Raw genomic sequence first — 25,120 nt, 5'->3', positions numbered from 1 at the left:
GGTGGGAAAACGATGATCCGACGAGTGCAGCGCATATCCTCGGTGCATGACCACGCAGAAGGGCTACCGCGCACCGGTTCTGGCCGATGTCGCCCGTGCCGCCCGGGTGTCCGTGCCGACCGTCTCGCGTGTCCTCAACGGGACCAAGTACGTCGCTCCCGAGCTCGCCGGCCGCGTCCACGAGGCGATCGAGCGCCTGGGCTACCGCCCGAACGGCGCCGCGCGCTCGATGCGCTCCGGTCGGCGCACCCTCGTCTCGGTCTTCGCCGGAGCGACGGCCAACTACGGTTACGCCCGCACCCTCCAGGGCATCGAGACCGCGGCCCGCAAGGCGGGGATGTCGGTGACGATCACCGTCGTGGAGTCAGGCGAGGACGACGACGTCAAGCGCGCCATCGATCTCGCGCTCGCCCAGCCGACCGCCGGTGCGATCGTCCTGGAGTTCGATCGCGCCGGGATCAACGCCCGGCACATGCTCCCCGACGGGCTCCCCGTGATCGTGGCAGGCGGTGGCTCGCGCCGGCCCGGCGGCGTCCCCGCCGCGCTCATCGACGAGCGCACGGCCGCACGGAAGGCCACCGAGTACCTGCTCCGGCTCGGGCACCGGACTGTCCACCACATCGCGGGCCCAACCGCGGGAAAGCACTCCGGGCGCACCGACGGCTGGCGCGCCGCACTGACCGACGCCAAGATTCCCGTCCCCGCGGTGATGAACGCCGAGTGGGACGTCACCTCTGGATTCCGCTGGGGCGAGCGGATCGCCGGCCGTGACGACGTGACCGCCGTCCTGTGCGGCAACGACGAGATCGCCATCGGCCTCATGCGCGCACTGGCCGACCGCGGGATACACGTACCCCGTGACATCTCTGTCGTCGGGTTCGACGACCAGCCGCTGGTCGCCATGTGGCAGCCGTCGCTCACCACCGTCGATCAGGACTTCGAGGACCTCGGAGAGCGGGCCTTCACCATGCTCGAACAGCTCGTCGACGGCGACATGACCGCGACCTCGAGCGTCGTGGTACCCCAGCTCGTGGTGCGGGAGTCGACCGCTCCGCCACGAGGGTGACACGACGGATCGGTGCAATGCCGCTTCAGGCGATCAAGAGCGGGCGTGACGAGCGGATCATCGGACGCTGCCGTCATCGCGCCTGTCCTGTGGGCGGATGGACCCACCCTGGTGGCGGGCGAAGGCGAACGCCGCGGCCGCGAAGCCCACCGCGGTCAGCCCCCAGGCCAGCCCGTCGAGCGCGGCGTTCGGCACGACGGCGGCGAACACGGCGTGCAAGGGCTGGGAGACGATCAAAGCCATCCCGGCCCAGGCGGGAACAGTTCCACCTCGCCACAGCGCGGCCCCGAGCAGCACCACGCCGAGGATGTGGCCGAGGACGAACAGCAGGGTGGCCGCCGAGACGGCGGGCAGACCTTGCACATCGTCGAGGAGCCGTGCGGCCGAACCGAGGTCGAGGCCAACGCGGACCGTTGACAGCGCGACGTGGTCGCTGACCCCTACGGCGTACAGCGAGGAGAAGCCGGCGACGGTCAGCACCATCCCGGCCGTCCCCAGCCGGGGGGCGCGCCGGACCGCGAGCAGGCCGATCGCGATCGTCCCCGGCACCAGCGTGAGGGTGGCGGCGAAGGCGAGCCACAGCACCACGCTCTGGGCGTCCTGGTGGGCGGCGACCTTGCCGACGAGTCCGGCTGAGTCGTCGGTCGTAGAGTACGGCAGGATGGCCCGCAGGATCGCGACGGCCAGCGGGCCGACCGGGATGAGCAGCGCGAGCGCGGCACGCAGCGGCGGGACGGCCTCGCGCGTGGTCGTCGGCATGGCGGTGGTCATGCGAGAGCCTCCGAGATCGTAGGGGTGGAGGTCAGATGCCAGAAGCGTCCGCCTTCGCCGTTCCCAGGCGCATGGGCCATGGCCGCCGAGAGGCCCGAAGGATTTCCCGGCCGTCCCAGGAGCGCACACCCACGACAGACGGGCCTGTGCACCTCATCATGTGCTCATGACACCGGGTGATTCCGCCACATCGCCGACGCGGGCACGGTGGCCGGTCGTACTGGCCGCCGGGCTCTTCGGCATCGCCGTTGCCGAGGTCGCCGTCGCCGTGATCGGCAGTGCGATGGCCGGGATGACCTGGATCGAGGCATGGGACCACTTCGTCGTGACCAACGCGGCGATGGGCCTGTCGTTTCCGATCGGCGGTGTCCTGGTGGCCTGGCACCGGCCTCGCAACCCGGTCGGCTGGCTGTTACTGGCCGCCGGGATCGGGCACGCGACGACGGCCGCGATCGTCCCTTTGGCCGAGACCGGTGTGCGCGACGGTTGGCCCAGCGGACTGATTCGCACGCTCGTCACCGTCGCGGCGTGGGCGTGGCCGTGGTCGATCGGGTTGTGCCTGCCGCTGATCCTGCAGCTCTTCCCCGATGGTCGTCCCGTCTTTCGGCGGCTGATGTGGGCCACCGTGGTGACCTCACCGCTGTTCGCGCTGGAGATGGGCACCAGCCCGGATCCCGTCGTCGACGGATTTCCCGGTTACCTGATCATCCACGCCGACCTTGACCCGCTGTGGACGGCGGTCGAGGTGCGCGGCCTGGCCGCCATGGCGGTGGGCCTGGTGGCGCTGGTGGTGCGTTACCGGCGCGGAGACGAGCGGCGGCGCCGTCAGCTGCTGTGGCTGATGCAGGCGGTGCTGCTCGTCCTGATCGTGCTGGTGCCGTGGGGGGTTCTGCAGAACGCGCCGGTCTACGTCCTGCTCGCGATCCCGCTCATTCCCGCCGCGATGACCGTGGCGATCCTGCGCCACCAGCTGCTCGACATCCGGCTGGTGCTCTCGAGAACGGTGCTGTACGCGCTGCTCACGGCCGTCGTCGTCGCCTCGTACGTCGGCCTGGTGGCTCTGCTCGACAGCGTGATGCGGCGTGAGGCCGGGCTGGGCAGCTCGGCGGCTGTCACCGTGCTGATCGCTGTGGGGTTCAACCCGGTGCGCGTACGCCTCCAGCGCATCGTGGACCGGATCGTGTACGGGGACCGCGCCGATCCCGTACGGGCGGTGTCACGGGTCGGGGCGCGGCTGGACACCGGTCTTCCCGGAGTACTGGAGGCCGTACGGGAGGCGCTGCGCCTGCCGTTCGCCGCCCTCCGCACCGATGACACCGAGGTGGCGGCCTGCGGCGCACCGCCTGAACTGCTGCACACGATCCCGCTCACCTACGGCGGGGTACGGGTGGGTGAGGTGGTCATCGGCCTGCGTGCCGGTGAGAAACGCCTCGGCGGCCCGGACCGGGCGGTCCTGGAGCTGCTGGCGGCGCCGCTGTCGGTGGCGGTGCACGCGGTCGCCCTCTCCGAGCAGCTGCAGCGTTCCCGCGAGGCCCTGGTGGTGGCCCGCGAGGAGGAACGGCGGCGCCTGCGCCGCGATCTGCACGACGGCCTGGGCCCGGTGCTGACCGGCGTGACGTTCAAGGCCGATGCCGCAGGCAACCTCCTGGCCACCGACCCCGGCTCCGCCCGGGCGCTTTTAACCGAACTTCGCACCGAAACCGCTCAGGCCATCGACGACATCCGGCGGCTCGTCTACGATCTTCGGCCGCCGGCCCTGGACGACCTCGGCCTGGCCGGCGCGATCCGGCAACGCGCCGCCCAGCTCGAACGCCCCGGCTTGACGGTACGCGTCGAGGCCGCCGGCCTTCCCGCCCTGCCCGCGGCTGTGGAGGCGGCGGCGTACCGGATCGCGGTGGAGGCCCTCACCAACGCGGTCCGGCACTCCAGCGCCAGCCGAGTACGTATACGGATCCACGCTGACGGACAGCCGGCCGCCCACCACCTGCATGTTGAGGTAGCCGACGACGCAGCTGGATCCGGCGCGTGGCGGCCGGGAGTCGGCATGCGATCGATGCGCGAGCGCGCCGCCGAACTGGGCGGCACCTGCATCGCGGGCCCCGAGCCCACCGGCGGCCGGGTGACGGCCACGTTACCCTTGGGGGCAACATGATCAGAATTGTGCTGGCCGACGACCACCCAGTGGTGCGCAGCGGCCTGCGCGCGCTACTGGACTCCATCAGCGGCCTGACCGTCGTGGCGGAGGCGGCCGACGGCCACGCCGCCGTACGCGAGGCGGTGACGCACAAGCCCGACGTCCTGGTCATGGACATCCAGATGCCGCGTCTGGACGGCATCGAGGCCACCCGCCAGATCGCCCGCGCGGCACCCGAGGTCGCGGTGCTCATGCTCACCATGTACGAGGACGACGACTCGGTGTTCTCCGCGATGCGTGCCGGTGCCCGCGGCTATCTGCTCAAGGGCGCCCAGCAGGACGAGATCGCCCGCGCCATCCACGCCGTCGCCGCCGGCCAGGCCATCTTCGGCCCCGGCGTGGCCCGCCGGGTACTGGGCTTCTTCGCCACCCCGCCGGCCGTCCAGGACCCCTTTCCCGAGCTCACCGGCCGCGAGCGGGAGATCCTCGATCTCATCGCCGCCGGCCGTCCCAATGGCCAGATCGCCCGCCACCTGGCCATCGCTCCGAAAACGGTCGCCAACCACATCTCCAGCATCTTCACCAAGCTCCAGGTGGCCGACCGCGCCGAAGCCATCATCCGCGCCCGCGACGCCGGCCTCGGCCGCCCCTGACGGACGTCTTCTCCCGAACGTGCTTTTCAGCTTCATATGAAGGGCGCGCGGCCGCATACCAGTGTCGTTGGTCAACGCCCTGGAACCAGCCCTGGCGCATCATTGAGCCGCTGCCGTAGCTCCTCACGCAATGCCGGGTCGTCGAAGGGCGGGCGTTTCTTGAGCGTCCCGAAAGGCGCGGACCCGCGCTGGCCGACGTACCCGCCATCCCGATGATCCAGGCGCACGCCGACCGGCTGGAGGAGGCGCGAAGAGGAAGTCCTGCACGGTCTGCTCAGGGACGCGGAAGCTGCGTAATCGCACGAGAGCCGGCGTGTTCTCGATCTCTCGGGGTTTCCGCGCCGGGCCTGAAATTCTGCCGTCACCCGCGGACACGTAGAGAACGAAACCCAAAAGCGTTCGGAGGGTCGGATGAGGATGACGCGTGGATGAAACAAGCAGCCGGCACCGGTTCGAAGCCATGTACCGGCAAACACATGAACAGATCCTTGGTTACGCCATGCGGCGGTGTTCCTCTCCCGAGGACGCGGCCGATGTCGTGGCCGAGACCTACGTGGTCGCGTGGCGGCGGATAGCGGAGCTTCCGCGGGGCGAGGCCGGCAGGCTCTGGCTTTACGGCGTGGCCCGGCGGGTCCTGGCCAACCACCGTCGTGGCGAACGGCGCAGAGCCACCCGGCACGCCGAACTCACGGCCGAGGTTGAAGTCCTCTACGCCCTGCCTTCTCCTCAGACCGGGGCTGACGAAGTGGGCGAGGCCATGAACATGCTCTCCGACGATGATCGTGAGCTGCTGGCCCTGTCTGCCTGGGAGGAACTCGACCCCGCAGAGATCGCCGCAGTGCTGGGCTGCTCACGCAACGCCGCCCGCATACGCCTGCACCGGGCCCGCAAGCGCTTCGCCAAGGCGCTGGAGAAGACCCGCCCATCCATGCCCCGCCTCGAAGCGCGGCCCCTCATCGAGAAGGAGTCACGGTGAACAACGACCAGATCTTCAAGAACCGGGCCAGGGTGCTGGACGAGGACCTGGCCGGCCGCGCGTCCACCGCGGGGGCGGACGCGCTGCTGGCGGAGATCGTCCTGCTGGAGCAGGAGCCGGCCCGGCGGCGGCTCACGCCGTCACCCCGGCGCGCGCTGGTGGGCCTGGCCGCTGCGGTTGCCCTGGCTGGAGCCATTGTCGTCGTGCCGTCCCTCTTCAAGGGGGCTGAGCAGGTGTACGCCAGCCAGGCCGTGACCATCGACCGCGACGGTGACCAGTACAACTTCTACATCACTGACGGCGATCCCGATCCTGCCGAGTTGGAGAAGGCCTTCCGAAAGGTCGGGCTGGACAACATCACGGTCAAGCTGATCCCCGTCTCGCCGCAGCAGCGCGAGCCCGTCGTCGGGTTCGACAAGACCGATCCCGACGCCCGCATGTCGTCCACCCTGTCCAACTGTGGCGAGCGTGTCGAAGGGTGCCTGACGGCCTTCGGCGTCACCGCTGACATCAAGGGGTCCGCGGAGTTCCACCTTGGCCGCCCGGCGAAGCCCGGCGAGAAGTACGCCTACCCTGCTGATGCGAGCTGGCCAGGTGAAGCGCTGGCCGGAGTGAAGCTTCAGGGACGTTCGGTGGCCGAGGCGGTACAGGTCGTGCGCGAGCACCACCTGAAGGTGGCTTACGAGCTCGACTGGCCGCTCAGGGGCGGGGACAAGGGCGTCCGCTCCGAGAAGGACGTACTCGCTTCTCGCATCGATTCGAGCTGGAAAGTGGCGACTGCCGAAACCTACAACGACGGCGCGATCACCCTGCACGTCGAGCCAGGGGCAGGCGCGACTCCACCGCCCGGATTCTGACCAGGGAAAAATCGACATTCCTACCTCGGCGTTCCATCAAATGGAACGCCGAGGAACGCCCTCCAGGTGTCATCACCGTGACGGCGGCCCTGAGTGGGCGCCGTATCCATCGGGAGGGTTCATGGCAATAAACCGTTCGCTCCTTCGTCGGATCTCAGTTCCGGCGCTCGCGCTCGTGTTCGGTACGGCCCTGGTCACGGCGGTCGCGCCTCCCGCGTTCGCCGACAATTGCACGCTGACCATCACGAAGAACTCCAGCGGCAACTACCAGGTGTTCGTCTCGTGCGGCAGGGACACCCCTCAGGGCTTTTCCCTGTGGGGCCAGGACGAGGTCTTCGACGAACTCCGCGGACAATACACCGGGCAGGTCACCACCGTGACCCGCGATGTCCTCAACGAGGACGACTCGATCTTCAACCGTGAAGATGACATCTACGCCAAGGTCGGCGGGGTGGACTTCTTCGGCCAGCAGTTCAACGGCAGGATGACCAACGTCATCCATCGCGAATTCTGACCTGTCGCCTCGCGTGACAGGGCTGGCGGCTGACGGGCGCTCGGGGGATCGAAGAGTGCCGTTCGTCCCCCTGGCCTCGCTTTCGCGCCGACGTACGGGATAACTGGGTGCGTCTGAGCACGTACCAGTCCGCGACCAACGGCACCGTCACGGCACGCACGTAGGATGTCGAACCGTTCCCTGAACCTTCGGCGCGCTGACCCCCCTACGGTCGGATCTCGTAGACGAGGTTGAACGGAGTCTCCGCGGCCCTTCGGAACCGGGTGAAGCCCGCCTCGCGACTCAGCTCGCGGATCCTCGCCTCGCCCGCCTGCGCGCCCAGCGCATAGCCGCCCGGCTGGGACAGCGCGTTGGGCACGCAAAGGAACGTGGACCCGCTGTAGTACAGCCGCCCCACAGGGGTGAAGTTTTCCTCCACCGCGTCGGCGGCGTACGGCTCGACCAGCAGCCACGCGCCCTCCGGAGCCAGCGCTCCCCGCACCCGCCGGGCGACCCCAAGCGGGTCGCCCATGTCGTGCAGGCAGTCAAACATCGTCACCAGGTCGTAGTCGGTGCCGGTGAAGGTGTGCGCGGTGGCCACCTCGAAGTCGACCCGGTCGGCCACCCCGGCCTCGGCGGCACGCTCGCGGGCCAGCTCGATGGACTCGGCGTGGTAGTCCGAGCCGACGACCGTGGTACGCGGGTACGACTGCGCGAGGAGGATCGAGGACGACCCGAGGCCGCAGCCGACGTCCGCGACCACGGTCCCCGCCTCCAGCTTCTCCTCAATCCCATCGAGCGCCGGGATCCAGCTCGACACCAGCGCGGCCACGTAGGCCGGCCGATAGAACGCGTCGCACCCGACGAAGACATCCTCCACGTGCTCGTGCCAGCCGAAGCCGGCACCCGTGCGGAACGCCTCGGTGATGCGCGGCTCGGCGCGCAGCATGCCCAGCGCGATGAGGTACGCCGCCGGTATGTTCGGGCCAGCCGGGTCGGCCAGGCAGTACGCCTGCTCCTCCGAGAGCGAGAACCGGCCCGTCGCCGCGTCGTAGCCGACGTACCCCCCGGCGGCCTGCCCACGCAGCCATTCGGTGAGGTAACGCGGGTGGCACCTGGTGCGCTCGGCGAACTCCTCGGGAGTCGCGGGCCCCTCGGCGAGGGAGCGATACAGGCCGAGCCGGTGACCGATCACGACGGAGCCCGCCGCCTCGGTCGCCCCCAGGTCGCTCACGGCCCTGCCCAGGAACTCCGTCACCTTGTTCTGGTCCATCTGTGGCCTCCTCCCCGCAAGAGGACCCGACAGGGGTGAGTCTGCCCTGCTCACAGGCTTGTTATCCGTGCGGGGCGGCTGGCAGCCCAGGAGGTTCGGACGGGCTCCGGCCGGGAGCACACACGGTCCACCTGGACGTGGCTGAGGTCGTGCGCCCGGAGCTCGCCGCCAGCTCACTCATTCGAAGCTGGACCAGTTTCCTGTCCAAGGTTGTGTGACAGGCCACCAGATCGCCCGGCCGGTCAGAGCCGGTGGCGTTCTTGCTTTTCTCCTTGGCCTGTCTTGTGGCGTCACGTGCTCGTTGTTCGCCTTCTCTGCGCTGAGCCGCCTGACACCCCTCCCACTCACTACGACCGCTGGGGACCGCGATCGGCCCTCCGTTCCCTGCGGGTATCCGTGTTCATGGCTGCCGACAAGCAGAACAAAGCGTACGAACTCCACGTGATCGAGAGAAAGTAGACGTCCGTCGGATCGAGCGTGCTGCTTCAAAGGTGTACGCACGGAAGAGCCATTTGGCTCGAATTGTCCGGAAAAATTCCGAGTTTGTTGGATACCAGGGAAATCGTCTCGGAGGAGGTTATGGTTTCTTGGGGGCTTGGGAGTCGTACGAGGAGAGATCGGCATGCCTGATCTTGATCGCGAGGCGATGCGGGCAGCTGCGCAACGCATCCAGAAGCTGTCCGACGACCACTGGTGGGCCCTTCATCCTTCCTGCGAGCTCATGGATGCCGGAGCATGGGTCGGCCCGACCGGCGGTCGCTTCGGCCAGACCGTACATGGCCGCGAGCGGGAGCTGCGCGCGGTGCTCGCCCGGGCCGTCGCCGACGCCAGCGACAAACTGGCAGGTACGAGGTGAGCTTCACCGGGGTCAAGCAACCCGAGTTCGACAGTCTGGTCTCCAGGCACAGCACGGCGGCCCAGCAACTCGAGGGACTGGCCGCGGCACTGTACGGCGAGCTCACGGCCGCGGGGCTGGACACCGGACCGGCGCTGCGCATCCGCGACATGGCCAAGGAGGTCGGAGCGGAGGTCGAGGACCTGCGACGGCGGCAGCGACTGATCAGCGAGATGGAACGACTGAAGGTCACTTTCGGCACGCACACGCCGACCGGGACCATGGTCACCGTCCCCGATTCGCTGGCAGCCGCCGAGGGATTGCTGAACGGAACACTGGCCGCGAACGCCGCAGTGGCCGCAGGCCGAGGGGACGCCACAGCGCTGGCGCAGCTGCGAGGGTTCGCGGGCAAGGCCTCTGACCCGGAATTCGTCAAGGCCTTCCTGGCCAAACTGGGAGCCAAGGGCGTCACCGAGGTTCCGGCATCGCTGGCCCTTCAGATGCGCGCCAACGTCATGATGCGGACCGCCAAGGGCGACCAGGTGTCCCAGCAGGTCAAGGAGGCCATGAAGCTGCTCGCCACCGCGGTGGCCAAGGGCACCAATCCCAAAGACCCGGCCTTCATGGGCGAAGCGTTCCTCTCCCAACTGGTGAAGGAGGGGCGGGCACAGCACAAGGCCAACGAGGTGGCTTACGTCGGGTATCAGGCGCAGGCCCTGATTTGGCGGGCGAGCGACGGTAAGCCACCGTTCTCCAAGCGATTCATGGAAGTGGTGGGCCGAGACGCGATCGTCCATCAAAAGGAGCTGTCGGACGCCGGGCCGCCTTACGCCAACGCCATGGACTTGGCCACCGTGCTCGGGCTCAGCGATTCGATGCAGCCCGGCGGGCCCAACATGGGGGAACCGGGCAAGCCGATAAAGGCCAGCGTCATCGACGATCTGTCCCAGGCGGCGAGACACACGCCGGAGGCAGCGCAGGCCCTGCTCTTCCATACGCCACAGGGCTGGAACAAGAGCATCATGGAGTACTTGCTCACGGATCGGCTGGACGGCTTCAACCACACGAAGAACTACGCTCCTTTCGCCGGCCTTCTGCAGACGGCGTTGAGCAGCAAGGACGAGGAATCGCTCAAGTTCACGAACGACGCGCTCGTCCTCCTCAAGAATGAACTCGACGGTGTCTTCAAGCGAGGGGACGACGGGAAACTCACGATAGTCAATCCAGCGAAGCTGGAGCGGCTGTCCTTCCTGGATGGCCCAATCGGGACGGTCATGGCCGCGCACATCGACGAGATTTTCAGTGTCTTCGAGGGCGAGGAACCTGCGCTGAAGAACATCGACCGGGCCGAGATGGATCGGGTGCTGACCTTCGTGGGCCGCCACGAGGGCGTGGTAAAGGCGCTGCTGGGAGCGGAGACCCAGAGGATGCTCAACAAGACCCAGGAGTCCTACAAGCGGGCTGACGGGGAGAACATGGAGGAGGTGCTCATCCCGGAGGCGCGCTTCATGGGGCACCTACTCGAACCCCGCCGGCTGGTTCTGATGGCGCAAGCCAAGGACGATGAACAGGCGAAGGCAGAAATGAAGAGCCTGTTCAATGACATGCTCAGCGAGCTGACTGGGCCCGTGGGCAAGCTCGCCACGCGGTTCGGGTTCTGGGGTGACAAAGCACACGAGAAGCTCACGCCGATGGTGTTCGAAAAGCTGTCGGCAGTCCTGGCCGACCGACTGCTGGGCGTCGGCCTGACCACGGACTCAGCCTTGCAGCAGGCAAGCAACGACCGCGAGATGACCATGTGGATGGTCCGCCAGATGATCCTCGGAACAAGAATCGCGCACGGCGAATGGAACGCTCAGGCGCAGAAGGACCTTAAGGGCAAGCTATTCGCCACGGACGGCCACCCGCCCGCCCTCAAACCGCTCGACGATATCGTCAACGACCCGGCCGCCTTCGACCAATTCATCAAGTGGGCACGCTTTCACACCAAGACGGAAAGCAATACCCAGACCATCCAGGAGGCCATGGATAACAGCGCAGGCGTAGCTGTCCATGACAATCTAGGCATCGACCGGAACTACTGACATGCCCACACGCGTTTCCGCTGCCATCCTATGCACGCTGCTCCTACTGTCGCTAAGTTCCGGCTGCGCCAACCCAAGCAGTAGCCCTACACAGCCAACACCGAAGGTCATCGCCGACACCAGCCCCATCACCGACACCAGCCCATACTGGTGCAAGATCTTCCCGCAGCAGGCGATACGCAAAATCAGCGGGCTAACAATACCGCTAGAGGAGAGCATCGACGGCGTCCCCACTACCCATGGGGGATGCATACTCAAAAACGAGTACATCCGCTTCTCCCTCAACTGGTCCACCAGCGGAGGAGACGAGGCCCTTAAGCTCGCCCGCGAGAATTTCGGCAGCCATCAGCTAGCCGAGCTACCAGCCGATCTCGGGAAAGGCTTGATCGCATACACACACGACCTTCCCATAACAAGTCCGCACGTCGCCTTCATGCTGTTCCGATGCGGCGACAAGCGCCCCTGGATGGGCATCGACTTTTCCGAGGCAGCAAAGGGTCGAAACATGATCACGGACTCAGTCGAACTGCTTCGTGTCGCCCGCACGCGCTTCGGCAAGATACATCACTGCACCCCGAACGCGACGTAACGCGTTTCTGTGTAGCTCGCGGCGCGTGGTGAGCAGTCTCGACCCAAGGCCCATTACCGCGAGGATGACCCCGACCATGGCCGGGGCTGAGACAGACAGTAGTGATCTAAAAGGTCGAGGGCGTCGTTGATCATGTCCGGCACACACATCGGGACACCGTCCGCAGTGCCAGTCTCATCGTGCCTCGCCGCGCAGGATCCGTTCGTAGAGAACTCTCGCGGCCGCAGTCAACATCCACGCGGTTTCGTGGGTGGTGCCCTCGGCGCGATCCGTCCGGCGTACGAACCCTTGGCCGCCGGCGGCGCACAGCTCGTACAACGTCCGGTTGCACTCGCAAGAGTGTGAGATTACGCGGATCCACCGCGCCCGGCTGGTCGGTTCGTACCAGGTCAGCTTGACGTGGTCGGCCTGGGGAGGCCCGAAGTGCGGGCCATGGAAGTCAGGGATCTCCGTCATGTCACGCCGTCCTCCCCTCGAAGACCTCGACGAGGTTCCTGAGCGCGATGTCGACGCGGGCCATGACGAGTTCGTGGATGTAGTCGCTTCCTGGCGGCATCCGATAACCGTGCTTCTCCAGCACGGCCTGGATCTCAGAAACAAGGTGCGGTGCGAATCGCTCATCCGTGGTTGGGTTACCCATGGGTCGGACCTCCGGTGTCCGGTCAAGGGCCCGCCTCGGCGCTTGCATCGCTGGGGCGGGCTCGTTGTTTCTCAGAAGCGTACGTGCAACTCGTTCATCCCGTCTAGAACGTCTAGCCCGTACCAGGCGTAAGCCTCATGACTGCTCGTCTCTAACGTGTTGTCTGTGACAGTCGACCAGCTTGACCCGACGCCTATCTATGAGCAGTTGGCGCGGATCATCAGGGAGAAGATCAAGGCCGGCGACTTGGAGGAGCGGCAACTGGTGCCTTCCGAGAGTTCGATGCAGCAAGAGCACGGGGTTGCTCGCGGTTCGGTCCGGCGCGCCATGGAGCTCCTGCGAGAGGAAGGCTGGGTTGTCACGATTCAGGGCCGGGGAACATTCGTGGCACCCCGGGAGAATTGGCCTGAGACGCCGTAGACCCACTTCGAGAATCGCTCTCAGGTCGATCCCAGAGAGCATCCAGCCAAACGCTGCCCGCGTTCCGCTCTCAAGTGTGGTCGTTCACGAGACGCCTCACCTTCCCGAGAAGACAGCAGGTGACATCGCAGGGGCCATGCGCACGAGCCCCAGAAAGCAATCGCATACCGGCTTCGGTAGCGACATCTCACCCCGCGGCACCCCCCTCGCCGACGAGATCAGCCCAGACGACGCACCCGGTTTCGTCTCCCGTGACGTCAAAGACCTGCTCGGTCTGACGCAATACCAGGTCCGCAAGTGGACGCCCTAGCATCGGCACGTCACCACCGTCCTGCTCGCCCTGGCCTTCCCCTCCACCTTTCAAGCCGCCTTACCCCAGAACACGAGAACTCGATGACCAGGAAAAGGTCCCCGACAACGGAAGCTAACCGGCCGTGACTGGCGCCCCATCCCGCCTGCTGCGACCCTCGCTCACCGAGATCCGCCGCGTCTGGCCTACCTATTAAGCCATCGAACACGTCCTGGCCTGGCCAGCCTTCCGCCGCCTCCACCAAACCCGCGCCCAGATCAGCCACCACCGTCGACGCGGCGACCCCAAGATCTCTGAGTGCAATACCGGCGTCCCACGCACCGTCGTTACGTACGACCTCTTCAGCCGGGCGAATGCTGGTATGGGACCTTTCGACACAAACCACATCGTTCAAGGCGCTTCTCATCGGGAACTCTGGCCCTCTTGCTCTTCTCGAGTTAAATTTCTTCCCTTTCTCGGCTAAATTTCTTTCCCGAGACAAGGAAAGGGTGATGAATCTTGAGCCTGTACACCGTCTTCGCGGACTGGGCCAGGCGCCACGGCGTCAAGGCGGCCATGGCCAGTTTCTCGGACTCGTTGCCCGAGGAGGTCGTCGACAAGTTCCAGCGTCAGTTCGAAGCCGACAAGGCGAAGATACAGAGTGGCGGTCCACCGATCATCACGGCCGGATCTGACGACTGGTACAGCGGCCCAGGCGAGTCCGACCGCTACTGGTTGGCCCTGAAGGACCAGTTCGAGGCCGAAGGGTGGCCGGACGAACGCACAGGCTCCGTGGACCTCTCGTCCAGCACCGTCGTCGCCCATACCCCCCGACCGGAACGTTCCACATGGGATTCGAAAGGTCTCGTGGTGGGCTACGTGCAGAGCGGGAAGACCACCAACTTCACCGCAGTCATCGCGAAGTTGGCAGACGTGCGGTACCGCCTCGTCATCGTGCTCTCCGGCATTCACAACGGGCTGCGCCGCCAGACACAGGTGCGGCTGGATCAGTACCTGAAAAACCTCAACCCCGACCGCTGGATGACGCTGACGGGAGAATCCCGCGATTTCGTGGTGCAGACGCACGAGGTGTCGGCCGCGCTCAGTGAGGAGAAGACGGTCCTGGCGGTCGTTAAGAAGAACGCTGCGGTACTGGACAAGCTCATCAAGTGGTTGGACACGCCCAACAGTCGGAAGGCACTCGCGTCCGCGCCCGTACTGATCATCGATGACGAGGCAGACCAAGCCTCGGTGGCCACAGGCCGGATCAATCCACTCATCCGGAAGCTCTTGAGCCTGATGCCGCGATGCACCTATGTCGGCTATACCGCAACCCCCTTCGCCAATGTCTTCGTGGATCCCGCTCAGGACGATCTGTATCCGAAGTCGTTCATCCTCAACCTGCCGCGTCCCGACGGCTACTTCGGCCCCGAGAAGATCTTCGGCCGCGATGCCGTCGAGTCGGAGGCGGCCGACGAGCAGGGTCCACCGGATGGCTATGACATGGTCCGGCTGGTCCCCGAGGACGATGTCCCCCTGCTGCGGCCTGGCAGCAAGGAGCCTGCGGACGGATTCACCCCCACCATGATCGATGAGCTGGTGACGGCCGTCCGCTGGTTCTGGCTGGCCACAGCCGCCCGTCGGATGCGTGGTGACAGCGGGCACAGCACGATGCTCATCCACACGTCCGTCAAGATCGCGGTTCATGAGAGCTACCGCGAGCCCTTGCAGAAGCTGCAGCGACAAGCCAAGGACGGACTCGACTCTGGCCGTCCCGAGGTTCTCGACGAGTGGCGAAACCTCTGGGAGAAGGAGTCGTCACGGGTCCCGGCCGAGGACTTCGGCCGGACGCAGAACACGTTCGACGACGTGCTGCCGCACCTGAGCGAGGTCATCTTCACCACGCGGATCGTCCTCGACAACTACCGAAGCCAGGACCGACTCGACTACTCCGACCCCTCCGTGGTCGCCATCGCTGTAGGCGGGAACACCTTCTCCCGAGGACTGACGCTGGAGGGGCTCGTCGTCAGCTTCTTCGTCCGGGGAGCGACGGCGTACGACACCCTGCTCCAGATGGGCCGCTGGTTCGGGTATCGAACCGGGTACGAGGATCTGCCCAGGATCTGGATGACGCCGAGTCTCTCCGCGGCGTTCCGACACCTGGCAACCGTCGAGCATGAGATGCGGGACGACATCGACCGCTATCAGCGAGAGAACCTGACGCCGTCCCAGGTAGCAGTGCGGATACGGACACATCCGTCGCTCCGGATCACGGCCAAGATGGGCGCCGCCCAGCCGGCTTTCATCTCCTACGCCGGACGTCGGTTGCAGACCCGGTATTTCAGGCACCGGGATACCGAGTGGCTGGACAGCAACCGTCAGGCCGCGGAAAGCCTAGTCCAGGAGGCGGTCCGGCACGGTCAGGTCGAGGACCTGGGCGGTGCCCGGCTGATCCGGGACGTTCCTGTGTCGCTCGTGAAGACCTTCCTCTCCCGCTACCAGGTGCACGAGGAATCGCCGGACCTGGAACCGGCGCTCATGGTCAAGTACATCGACCGACAGCTCACGAGCGACCCGCCGAGCCTGGCGATGTGGTCCGTCGCGGTCGTCACCGGTGAGGGCGGGGACGCGACGCTCGGCGGCCTGGACATCAAGCACTCGATCCGGTCCCGCCTGACCGACGGCCATGCCGAGCGGGCTGACATCAAGACGCTGATGAGCAAGCAGGACCGCGCGCTCGATCTCGGCCTGACGGCCGCACAGGCGAGGGCGAAAAGCGAGAGCGAACTCGTCGCGCTGCGCAACAACCACCAGGTCTGTCACGACCGCGGGTTGGTGATCCTTTACCTGATCGAACCGACGAGCGAGCCTGTCAACCCGCAGCAGAGCACCGACGGGGCCCGCCCGCTGCGTACCGCGCTCGGCGCAGCGCAGGCGGTGGTCGGCCTGGGCATCACCTTTCCCGGGGACGTCCAGACGAAGAGCATCCAGGCCACCCATGTCGCAGTGGACCTCACCGATGTCGAAAGCGAGAACGTCGACGAGGCCCTCGGCGTCGACACCGAGGGCATTGCGTGACGGACATCGAACCGACGATGCTGGAGCGTGCGTGGGCGGTCCTGACGCGGCCGCGCGCGAAGGAGCTCGCGTCCTTCCCGCTGGAGGTGGTGTGCCATGCCGAGCCGTGCCGCGTGGCGATCGACGGCACGGGTGCTCGTCACCTTCTCATCCCCGCGGGTGACGAGGCCGTGTCCGTCGATCCCAAGCCAGCGGTGCTCGGGACATCGATCCGCAAGCTTGGCTTCGGAGGTTCTGCTGTCACGTACGTGAACGTGTCGTGTGCCGAGTCGGACCTCTTCTCGGAGTTCGACGAGGTCGTGACCGACGTGTTGGAGGCCGTGGCGGGCGCACGGCGACCGGCGTCGACGGCGGTCGACGCCATCGCGCGGTGGCGGCGGCTTTTCCGGAGCAGTCTGCTTCGCGGGCTGTCGCGTCAGGCCAAACTGGGTCTCTTCGCGGAGCTCACTGTGCTCTCGTCCCTCGTCGAGGCGGATCCCGGGTTCCATGTGGACGCGTGGCGGGGACCGCTCAACGAGCCACATGACTTTGAGGCCACCGCCCGGTGCATCGAGGTGAAAGGACTGAGCTCTGCAAGCGACAGCATCGTCGTCCATGGCTTGGAGCAGCTGGACACCCACAATGGACGGCCTTTGGACCTGATCCTTCTGCGCGTGGTGGAAGACCCCGACGGGCGAACCGTGAGCGAGCTCGTCGAGCAGGTCCGTGGCGCAGTGGCCTCATGCAGGGACCTCCGTGCGCGGCTCTCGGCGGCAGGATGGTCGGAGTACCCGGATCGCCCCGACCTGGACGCGTTCGCGATCGAGGAAGTGCGTAGGATCGTGGTCGGCCAGGACACACCTCGCGTTGTCCCGTCGTCCCTCGTCGCGGGCTCGCTTCCGAGCGGTATAGGAGGCCTCAGTTACCAGCTCGACCTCGCCGCCGTGCTTCCGTTCAGCTCCGGGGCATCGCTCGCCGAGATCGCAGAGGAGGCCGTTCGTTGAGCATTCGTTGGTGGTCACAGCCGTTCGCGCCGGAGGGCTCCGCCGCGGCGGAAGGCATCGTCAAGCAGTTGGGGCGACCCGCGCTCGATCCGTTGACCGTCCTGGTACGGGAGGCGGCGCAGAACAGCTGGGACGCACACCTGCCCGACAGCGTGGTGAAGTTCCGCATCGATGTCCGCGTGCTCGGCGACGATGTCGGTACTTGGCGTGAATTACTGCTTCCCGGACCATTGAGCGAGACGAACGTCGACCTCGACAAGGCTCTGCGACCCGAGGCCGTCGTGCTGGTGGTCTCCGACCGGAACACCAGCGGGCTGGGTGGTCCCCTCCGCGCTGGTGAGCGGGCGCACGGCGAGGAGACACCGGACTTCGTGCAGTTCATCCGGAACGTCGGAGAGCCCCGCGATCATCAGTTCGGCGGGGGCACCTACGGATTCGGGAAGGGCATCTTTTACCAGCTCAGTCGAGCTGGCGCAATCCTTGTGGACACCCACACCACCGCAGGCGATCCCACTGCCCGTCGACTGATGGGTGCCGCGCTTGGACACAGTTGGTACCTCGGCGAGCGCCGTTTCACCGGCCGTCACTGGTGGGGACTCGTGGCAGCGGACGACGTACCGGACCCGCTCCTCGCCACACAGGCCGACACGATCTCGAAGGCCCTGAGGTTACCGGGGTTCGATGACGGCAGCACCGGCACGGACATCGTCATCCTGGCCGCCGACCTGGGAACCATCGGGTCCCAGTCGGACGCACGTGAGCGCACTCCCGAGGAGGCCGCAAACTTCATCGCGTCCTCGGTCCTCTGGAACCTGTGGCCGAAAATGGTCCCGGACGAGCACGGGCTCCACATGAGCTTCGTTGTGGGCGTCAACGGTTCGGACGTTCCCGTTCCCGACCCACGCACCTTCGACGAACTGGCACCCTTCGTCGAGGCTCTGCTCGAGGTCAGGGCAGGTGACGGAATCGCCTTCTCGCGTACTGTCCCGCCCAAGCACGCCGGTGCCTTCGGGATGGCCCTGGGAGCTGCCGACAGTGCGGGCACCAACCTCCTGATCGGGGCGGGGAAGCCGTTCGAGGGCCCTTCCCATCACGTCGCCCGTATGCGCGTCGCCGAGCTTGTGGTGGACTACCTCCCCGGTCCGCCCCACTCCGACCGCCGCCTGGCCTATGGGGGCGTGTTCAAGGCGTCCGAGGACGCCGACGCGCTGTTCGCGTCCGCCGAACCGCCCACGCACGACGACTGGATCTCCAAGGGCCTCACCGGAACCGCACGAGGGGTCGTCCAGGGAGCACGCACCTTCGTGCAGAAGCAGTTGGACGAACGACTCGGACTTGGACCCCAGACCGGCGGCTCAGGAGGCCAAGGGCTGGGACAACTGTCGGCGCTGCTCGCAGGCATCGTCCCCGCACGGTTGAGCGCGGAGCAAAAGGACGGTGAGCCGGACAACGACGACGACAGTAGCGGAGGAACTGGAGGAATCGGTGCCAACGGCGGCAGCAGTTTTGGCAGCGGTGGCGGCGGCTGGGGTGGCGGCAGCAACGGAGGCGGTTCGTCACCACGACGAGGAGGAAGGGCCCGGTTGCACGGAAGCCCCGTGTTGCAGGTAAATGAGGGACAACCGTACCTGGTCGCCACCGTCAAGGTCCCTGCGGCGGACGTTACGAGAGTCCTGTCCGCGGACGTCGAGGTCGTAGTGGAAGGAGGCGGCCGCGAGAACGAGCCCCCACTCGGTGCTGCCGTGCCGCAGATCATGCAATGGCAATCAGCTGCCGGGGACGTAGAGCGAGGAAGAACCGTCCGGATACCTGCAGGACAGGAATTGGACTGGTTCGTCTACGCCACACACGTGCCCGACGCTGTTGTGCGATTCCGGGTGAGCCAGGTGACGTCCGATGCCGACTGACGTCCGACCCTACCTGATACCGCGTCCGGGCACTGTCGTGTGGGATCCATGGTTTCTGCTGGACGCAGAGGAGTGGAGGTCGTTGCCGGACACAATCGACGGGTGGGATCCAGGCACGGATCTGCGAGCAGCACAACGAGTGCGGATCGACGTCGCACGCTTCGTCCAGGAAACAGGACTCGACCTTGCGGACGTGGCGCTGACCGTCTCCTGGACCAGTTCGACCACCGACATGACTGAGGCCGCGCCAGCAGCGAAATTCGATCCGAGCGGCATGGCCATGGTCGACACGACACTCGTCGGTGAACGCCTGTCCGGAACCCTGTCGCTCCGGAGCACCATCAGCCTCGTCCGCCCCTCCGTCGGGCGAGGAGTCGGCGTGGCCACGGTCCCCGGCTCGGTCCTTGCCGAGCGCATCCAGCGAGTCGTGCTGGAGAGCAGGTCCTCCATGTTCCCTGTACACGAGATCGACTTCTCCCATACGCGGCTCTCCCCCACTGCCAGTTGGCATCTGGAGACGAGCACGGATTTGACCGCACCCTTCTACGGAACGTTCCGTGTGCTCATCAACAAACGCGACCGCGAGTTGCGTACAGCAGTGGCTCGTGGTGCCAAAGACAGGCGGCAGCAGGCTCTGCTCGACGAGCTTCAGGCGGGCGTCGCAGCGTTGCTGCTGGAGCTCGCCCTTCACCTCCGTGCCGAACTCGCGGAACGTGAGGAATGGCCACCAGACAGCGTCGGGGACGTCCTGGCGAGAACTGTCGCCGCGTCGCCGTTGCATGTTGTCGCGCCATCGTCGGCCGTGGACCTCGCGGATCTCAGGACTCAGATCTCAGGTGCGGTAAGGAAGCTCGGCAGGGGGCGGATCTTCCAGTGAGCGAACTATGGCCTCATCTCCCCGCAGTCGTTGGGGCAACCGTGTACGCCGAAGTCGCCGCAGGACGACCTCCCGCACCACGGGACAACCACCCGGACCAGACGTGGGCCCCCGTCGGAGGTCGTGTGTCGGCGAAGCGAGTACGGGAGCTAATCGACGCGGTCTCGACGTTGGCCGGGGAGTATGGCTTCCCCGAGGCGGCTGGCAACGATGCGCGGATCTCCTTCGACCGGGACGCGGCCAAGGTGATCCGCGGCCAGCTGGATCTGTCATGGGCGGAGGCCGGCAACCGGGATCTCTGGTCCTTCCTCTCTCTTGTGGCCCTTCCTCACGTGACTATGTGGCGCTTCGGTCCGGGCAACAAGGAACGATGGATCGCGACCGACCTCACCCGACACACCTGGGCCCGACTGTGGTGGCAGGCCGTGGTGTTCGCCGGCCACGACCACATCCTGGCCGCGCTGAGTGAGAGCGACCTTAACCAGCTTTTGGAACGCCGCAGCATCGGCGGTGATCCTCGTCTCGTACGGGAGATGGCTCGGGCAGTCACCGAGCTCGGCGCAAACGCTCCCCGGAGAGCAGTGATCCGCGACATTACCGCCCGGCTGCGCCGGTACCTGGCGTTCCTGGACATACGAGCCCTCTCCGACCAGCAGGTCCGGGACCTGTGTCGTGCGTTGACAAACGAGACTGTTACACGTCTGGACAGATGAACCTGGGTCACGAGGAGAACCCCAGACCTGACCGGGAGAATGTGCCCGACACAAATCAGGCCGACCGTTACGGTCGAACATCGGATGTGGGACGCGTCAGTGATCGACCCGCAAACGCGTGACCTCCTCGACGGCCTCCTACCGGATATCGACCACGCCACCTGGTACCTGCGTCCCGCCACCACGTCATGTCGGCAGGAGAAACCGAGATACCCGTCTTATGTCACCTCGACCGAGAGCAGATCCTTCGAGCCCGTCATGCACACAACTGCCGTCCGCGACCCCTGATACTGTCGGTGGCCGCCAGTACGCTGCGTGTGCGTCGGCCGGCTTGCTGCCTCCGGGACAACCGACCACAGGAACTGTGGCAGCATCGTCCCGAACGACACACCCCTGGAGATCAAGTGCACCCTGTCAAGATTATTGACTTGTTCGCAGGTCCTGGCGGGCTCGACGTGGCAGCGGAGAAGCTCGGTGTTGCGACGGTGGGTGTGGAATGGGACGCCTCAGCTTGTACGACGCGCCGGGCCGCTGGCCTGGCCACGGTGGAGGACGACGTACGCCACTACGGCCCTTCCGACTTCCCTGAAGCGGATGTACTAGCGGGAGGACCACCCTGCCAGACCTTCACTGTCGCTGGCACAGGAGCTGGCCGAAAGGCACTCGACGAAGTACTGCGCTTCGTCAAGCGCATGGTCGCCCGAGAAGACCGAGAAGAGATCGATCGGGATCTCGCCAAGCTGGAGGACGAGCGAACCGGCTTGGTGCTGGAACCTCTCCGCTGGGCCCTCGAAGCGATCGACGACGAGAGGAACACCGCTTATCGGGCGATCGTTCTTGAGCAGGTCCCCGCAGTACTCCCGGTATGGGAGGCTTACGCAGAGGCATTGGACGACGAAGGCTATTCCGTGGACTGCGGCATCCTGCGTACAGAGGAATACGGTGTTCCGCAGACCCGCAAGAGAGCGGTACTGATCGCTCGCAAGGGCGGTGAAAAGGTGCCGCTGCCTCAGCCTACGCACCGGTCCTACCGGAAGGGCGTCCCGCGCGAGGCTGGCGACGAGGGGCTTCTGGAATGGCGGACCATGGCAGACGTGCTTGATCGACGGTCGCCGTTTCTCGTGATCTCGAACTACGGAACCGGCGGGGATCCCAAAGCTCGCGGTCGCCGCGCCTCTTGGGAACCCTCAGCCACCGTAACCGGAAAGATCTCCCGCAACCGTGTTGTCTCTCTGGACGGCGCCGAATTGGAACGCTTCTCCCTCGCAGAAGCTGGCTGTCTTCAGACTTTCCCTGTCGACTATCCGTGGTCGGGACGAGACGTGGGCCAGCAGATCGGAAATGCTGTCCCCCCTCGGTTGGCCATGCACATCCTTTGTGCTGCATTCGGTTGGAACCGTCCTGACGAGAGTCTGTTGCAGAGTCTCAAGACGTGGAGATCCGAAGGGGCTTCAGAGCCAGCAACTCTCGACCGCGCGGCCGAGGCGGACGTGGAATACGCCTAATACTCATCGGACGCGTTTCTGAAGATTGTTCATGCTTCTCAATGCACTTGGAACCGACGACTTGAGCTGAGTCGCAGTTCGAGCGGATTGCCCTACTCGCATGGGACCGCCTCGCGCTTGATGCATATGGAAGGACGCTATGGCCGGCGGGAAACTGCGGGTGGGACAGGTATTCCGCTACGCCAGCGGCAAGGACCCAGTACCTGCACTGTTGGACGGCTACGACAATTTCCATCATGCGACCCATTCGCCGGGTTTACGGCGTGCGTTGTTGGAGGCCGGAATCAATGGGATGGCCAAAGTGGCCGGACCTGAAGGACTGCGCAGGCCTGCGATCTTGATCCGGTCCAGTCCGTGGAAAGCGGGCTCATCGGAGACGCCGTGGCATGACGTGTTCGATCTGGATCACGGGCATGTCCGCTACTTCGGCGATCACAAACCAGGGTTGAAGGCGGCGCCCGGGACGACGACGGGCAACGCCGCGCTCCTGGAAGCGTTCAACGGTCATCAGGCCCCGACGCCAACAGAACGTGCACCGGCGACGCCGCTGCTGTTGTTCCGTGCTGTGTCACGCAACGGCAAACCAAAAGGGCATGTGGAGTTCTGCGGGCTCGGGTTGGCCGAACGGGCAGAACGCGTGGTGCAGTGGGGAGGGCGGGAGCACACGACATTCACCAATTACGTCTACGACATCGCGCTGATCGACCTCACCGACGAAGACGATTCCGTGTCCTGGGACTGGATTCACGCGCGGCGGGATCCATCGCTGACACCAGCCCAGGCTCTTGCATCAGCTCCACGTGCATGGCGGGCTTGGGTCAAACACGGCAACTCAGCGTTGCCACGACTACGACGGCGTGTGGCCAAGGCTCGGATCACTAAGGTCAGCGACCAAAGAGCGGCTGCAGGCAGCCCCGAGGCGGCCGACCTAGAGGCGGTCTACAAACGATTCGACGGCAACAAGCATCATTTCGAGGCCGTCGCAGCCACCGTGGCCGCTCGTGTGCTTCGAGGTTCCGGCCGACGCTACACCGAGGGCTGGCTGACCCGTCGATCCGGCGACGGCGGCGCCGATTTCGTCGGACGCCTCGATCTGGGGAGCGGACTTGCTGGCACCAGCCTGGTGGTGCTCGGACAGGCTAAATGCATCAAACCAGACAGTTTGGTTTCGGCGGAACAGATTGCCAGAGTGGTGGCAAGACTGCGCCGCGGCTGGATCGGCGTCTACGTCACCACCGGGTCATATTCTGAGCCCGCCCAGGTGGAGATGGTCGAAGACCAGTACCCCATCGCCCTGATCAACGGCATGGACCTGATCAGGGAACTCCGCGCCATAGCTCGCGACGACCACGGCGGCGACCTCTTTGCATGCCTCGACCACATTCTTACAGGTACCGCCACCACCACCAACCGACGTCCCGAAGAGATTCTCCTCGAGTAAACGTGTAACCGGCGTACAACACTTCATGCATCACGTGCAGCGTCGACCTACCGGGGAAGGGTTGTTGGGCTGAGCCCACGCTGCAGCAGTCACAAAGGGTTGAGAACGGGACGATCATTCATTGGACTCCTCAGCCAGAGGAAGGGAGCTCCTTCCGCCCAAAATTGCCGAATCATCCGTTCGCGACCATGAGCGTCGTATCTTCAGGCGATCAGCATCATTTGGATCACCTCACGCAAGAGGCATAGACTCCGCCGGTGGACGACACTCTTGATCTCCAGTTCCCGGAACCAGCGCCTTCCAGGAGGGGAGCCACAGTCGGCTCAGCCAACGACCATGCCCTCGACGCCGTGGAGTCTTGGTTCCGCAGCCAGTCGAAGATGGAGGAACGCTTCGGACAGATCTTCCGCCAAGCAATCGACGAAGTCCTCGACGGACAGCGCACGGCGCGGTTCGACATCTATGCCGACGAAGTCGTGACGAAGACCGAACGGACATACCTCGGCACCAAAGTGGAGATCATCTGCCAGGACGAGTTTCATCTTGACCGCGGGCAGGAGATGGACTATTCGGTCGCCGGGCATGACGTGGATGCCAAGTTCTCCATGAGCTCACTCTTCGGACAGGCGATTCCTCGCGAAGCGGTAGGTCACATCTGTTTACTTATGCACGCGTCCGACAAGACAGCAGAGTTCTCAGTCGGTCTCGTGCACATAACACCAGAAATTCTCAACGCATCATCGAATCAAGATGGCAAGAAGACCATAAGCGTGGCCGGCCGTTCACGAGTTCGATGGCTTGTACGCAAAGGGGATCTCCCGGAGAACCAACTACTACGACTGCCACCGAGCACACTAAAGGCAATCTTCAATGGAAAGCTGTCAAAGCAGGAACGCGTCAATGAACTCTTCCGTCTGGTACAGGGAAGAATCATCTACAGGCGAAGCGTGACCACAGTAGCCCAACAGCAGGACGGCCCGAAACGCGTACGTGACGCAAGACTGGCACTAGCCAATCAAGGAATAGTAATCCTGGGCTACCGCGACGGCCATCCCGAGATTGCGCGAGCTCTCAAGCTGCCGATTCCCAGACAGAGCGAGTGGATCAGTAGACGCGTGGTGCCTCGCCCGCTTGGAGATCCTCGTCCTGCGGCCTCGATCCAGGGCGTTTATTACGTCCCGGCACACCCTGATGAGGCCTTTCATCGCATACCCCCTCGGTACGGCGTTGGGGAATGATCCCCAACCGGTGCAACCGCTGTCGCAGTGGAAATCTATTCGACCTACGACATAATCCTCTGCTGCTGACAGAGGAGCCCACACACGATAGACGTGATGGACCAACAGGGAACGACTGGGCGCCCTAGCCAGAATGAACCCCTGACCGAGCGGGCTTGTTAATTCGGAAGGTGAACTCCGCCAGGAGAACCCTGAGCCATACCGGCTCTTCGATCTTGAGGGGGAAGGGCGTCGGCGTGGCCTGACACGCGAGAGCTCGTGACCCCGTAACACTGGCTGTTGATCAAGGACAGTTAGT

Annotated in this window: 22 protein-coding genes; 18 read left to right on the top strand and 4 right to left on the bottom strand. The window is 65.3% G+C overall.

Annotated elements, in window-relative coordinates; all coding sequences use genetic code 11:
* Positions 1-46: 46 nt before the first annotated feature.
* The gene (locus AB0B61_RS49730) at positions 47-1,066 is read left to right on the top strand and encodes a LacI family DNA-binding transcriptional regulator (protein WP_358448083.1); all 1,020 of its coding nucleotides are present in this window, start codon (positions 47-49) and stop codon (positions 1,064-1,066) included.
* A gap of 57 nt (positions 1,067-1,123) precedes the next feature.
* Here AB0B61_RS49730 and AB0B61_RS49725 read toward each other — a convergent pair whose 3' ends face one another.
* Positions 1,124-1,837 (bottom strand): hypothetical protein, encoded by a 714-nt coding sequence (locus tag AB0B61_RS49725; RefSeq protein WP_358448081.1) that lies wholly within the window; start codon positions 1,835-1,837, stop codon positions 1,124-1,126.
* 166 nt (positions 1,838-2,003) lie between these two features.
* Between AB0B61_RS49725 and AB0B61_RS49720 the strand changes: the two genes are divergently transcribed.
* From AB0B61_RS49720 to AB0B61_RS49700, 5 genes are all read left to right on the top strand, one after another.
* A complete protein-coding gene (locus AB0B61_RS49720; RefSeq protein ID WP_358448080.1) occupies positions 2,004-3,989 on the top strand; it encodes a histidine kinase in 1,986 nt (661 codons plus the stop codon).
* Entirely contained in the window at positions 3,986-4,624 is a 639-nt protein-coding gene (locus tag AB0B61_RS49715; protein WP_358448078.1) for a response regulator transcription factor, read from the top strand. The genes AB0B61_RS49720 and AB0B61_RS49715 overlap by 4 nt, the downstream gene beginning before the upstream one ends.
* Positions 4,625-5,048: 424 nt before the next feature.
* A complete protein-coding gene (locus AB0B61_RS49710; protein WP_358448076.1) occupies positions 5,049-5,600 on the top strand; it encodes a sigma-70 family RNA polymerase sigma factor in 552 nt (183 codons plus the stop codon).
* Positions 5,597-6,457: a hypothetical protein gene (locus AB0B61_RS49705; RefSeq protein ID WP_358448074.1), complete on the top strand. Its 861-nt coding sequence runs from the start codon at positions 5,597-5,599 to the stop codon at positions 6,455-6,457. Before AB0B61_RS49710 ends, AB0B61_RS49705 begins: the two co-directional genes overlap by 4 nt.
* A 121-nt stretch (positions 6,458-6,578) precedes the next feature.
* Positions 6,579-6,971: a hypothetical protein gene (locus tag AB0B61_RS49700; RefSeq protein ID WP_358448072.1), complete on the top strand. Its 393-nt coding sequence runs from the start codon at positions 6,579-6,581 to the stop codon at positions 6,969-6,971.
* A gap of 205 nt (positions 6,972-7,176) precedes the next feature.
* Here AB0B61_RS49700 and AB0B61_RS49695 read toward each other — a convergent pair whose 3' ends face one another.
* Complete coding sequence (locus AB0B61_RS49695) at positions 7,177-8,223, bottom strand: class I SAM-dependent methyltransferase (RefSeq protein WP_358448071.1); 1,047 nt, start codon at positions 8,221-8,223, stop codon at positions 7,177-7,179.
* Positions 8,224-8,845: 622 nt separating this feature from the next.
* Here AB0B61_RS49695 and AB0B61_RS49690 point away from each other — a divergent pair.
* From AB0B61_RS49690 to AB0B61_RS49680, 3 genes are read left to right on the top strand one after another with little or no spacing between them, the layout of a single operon-like run.
* Positions 8,846-9,079 (top strand): hypothetical protein, encoded by a 234-nt coding sequence (locus AB0B61_RS49690; RefSeq protein WP_358448069.1) that lies wholly within the window; start codon positions 8,846-8,848, stop codon positions 9,077-9,079.
* The gene (locus AB0B61_RS49685; RefSeq protein ID WP_358448067.1) at positions 9,076-11,142 is read left to right on the top strand and encodes a hypothetical protein; all 2,067 of its coding nucleotides are present in this window, start codon (positions 9,076-9,078) and stop codon (positions 11,140-11,142) included. Before AB0B61_RS49690 ends, AB0B61_RS49685 begins: the two co-directional genes overlap by 4 nt.
* Before the next feature lies 1 nt (position 11,143).
* Positions 11,144-11,731 (top strand): hypothetical protein, encoded by a 588-nt coding sequence (locus AB0B61_RS49680; protein ID WP_358448065.1) that lies wholly within the window; start codon positions 11,144-11,146, stop codon positions 11,729-11,731.
* Between the two features lie 174 nt (positions 11,732-11,905).
* On the opposite strand, the gene AB0B61_RS49675 is transcribed toward AB0B61_RS49680, so the two are convergent.
* Positions 11,906-12,187, bottom strand: coding sequence for a hypothetical protein (locus AB0B61_RS49675; RefSeq protein ID WP_358448063.1), 282 nt, complete (start codon positions 12,185-12,187; stop codon positions 11,906-11,908).
* A 1-nt stretch (position 12,188) separates the two neighbouring features.
* On the bottom strand, positions 12,189-12,371 hold the full coding sequence (locus AB0B61_RS49670) for a hypothetical protein (RefSeq protein WP_358448062.1): 183 nt from the start codon (positions 12,369-12,371) through the stop codon (positions 12,189-12,191).
* A 165-nt stretch (positions 12,372-12,536) separates the two neighbouring features.
* Here AB0B61_RS49670 and AB0B61_RS49665 point away from each other — a divergent pair, with 165 nt between their 5' ends.
* From AB0B61_RS49665 to AB0B61_RS49625, 9 genes are all read left to right on the top strand, one after another.
* Positions 12,537-12,791 (top strand): GntR family transcriptional regulator, encoded by a 255-nt coding sequence (locus AB0B61_RS49665; RefSeq protein WP_358448061.1) that lies wholly within the window; start codon positions 12,537-12,539, stop codon positions 12,789-12,791.
* An 886-nt stretch (positions 12,792-13,677) separates the two neighbouring features.
* Positions 13,678-16,158, top strand: a complete 2,481-nt coding sequence (locus tag AB0B61_RS49660) for a Z1 domain-containing protein (protein WP_358448059.1) — start codon at positions 13,678-13,680, stop codon at positions 16,156-16,158.
* Positions 16,155-17,141 (top strand): PD-(D/E)XK motif protein, encoded by a 987-nt coding sequence (locus AB0B61_RS49655; RefSeq protein ID WP_358448057.1) that lies wholly within the window; start codon positions 16,155-16,157, stop codon positions 17,139-17,141. Before AB0B61_RS49660 ends, AB0B61_RS49655 begins: the two co-directional genes overlap by 4 nt.
* Positions 17,138-19,048 (top strand): hypothetical protein, encoded by a 1,911-nt coding sequence (locus AB0B61_RS49650; RefSeq protein ID WP_358448055.1) that lies wholly within the window; start codon positions 17,138-17,140, stop codon positions 19,046-19,048. The genes AB0B61_RS49655 and AB0B61_RS49650 overlap by 4 nt, the downstream gene beginning before the upstream one ends.
* 139 nt (positions 19,049-19,187) lie before the next feature.
* On the top strand, positions 19,188-19,925 hold the full coding sequence (locus AB0B61_RS49645) for a hypothetical protein (protein WP_358448053.1): 738 nt from the start codon (positions 19,188-19,190) through the stop codon (positions 19,923-19,925).
* Positions 19,926-20,050: 125 nt separating this feature from the next.
* Positions 20,051-20,638 (top strand): hypothetical protein, encoded by a 588-nt coding sequence (locus AB0B61_RS49640; RefSeq protein WP_358448051.1) that lies wholly within the window; start codon positions 20,051-20,053, stop codon positions 20,636-20,638.
* 404 nt (positions 20,639-21,042) lie between these two features.
* Positions 21,043-22,143, top strand: coding sequence for a DNA cytosine methyltransferase (locus tag AB0B61_RS49635; protein WP_358448050.1), 1,101 nt, complete (start codon positions 21,043-21,045; stop codon positions 22,141-22,143).
* A gap of 139 nt (positions 22,144-22,282) precedes the next feature.
* On the top strand, positions 22,283-23,584 hold the full coding sequence (locus tag AB0B61_RS49630; RefSeq protein WP_358448048.1) for a restriction endonuclease: 1,302 nt from the start codon (positions 22,283-22,285) through the stop codon (positions 23,582-23,584).
* Between the two features lie 257 nt (positions 23,585-23,841).
* Complete coding sequence (locus tag AB0B61_RS49625) at positions 23,842-24,822, top strand: NaeI family type II restriction endonuclease (RefSeq protein ID WP_358448047.1); 981 nt, start codon at positions 23,842-23,844, stop codon at positions 24,820-24,822.
* Positions 24,823-25,120: the final 298 nt, after the last annotated feature.

It is taken from the genome of Nonomuraea sp. NPDC049158 (assembly GCF_040648335.1).
Lineage (GTDB): Bacteria > Actinomycetota > Actinomycetes > Streptosporangiales > Streptosporangiaceae > Nonomuraea.
Note: the sequence above shows the minus strand (reverse complement) of the source record. Positions and strands in the feature narration are given on the sequence as shown.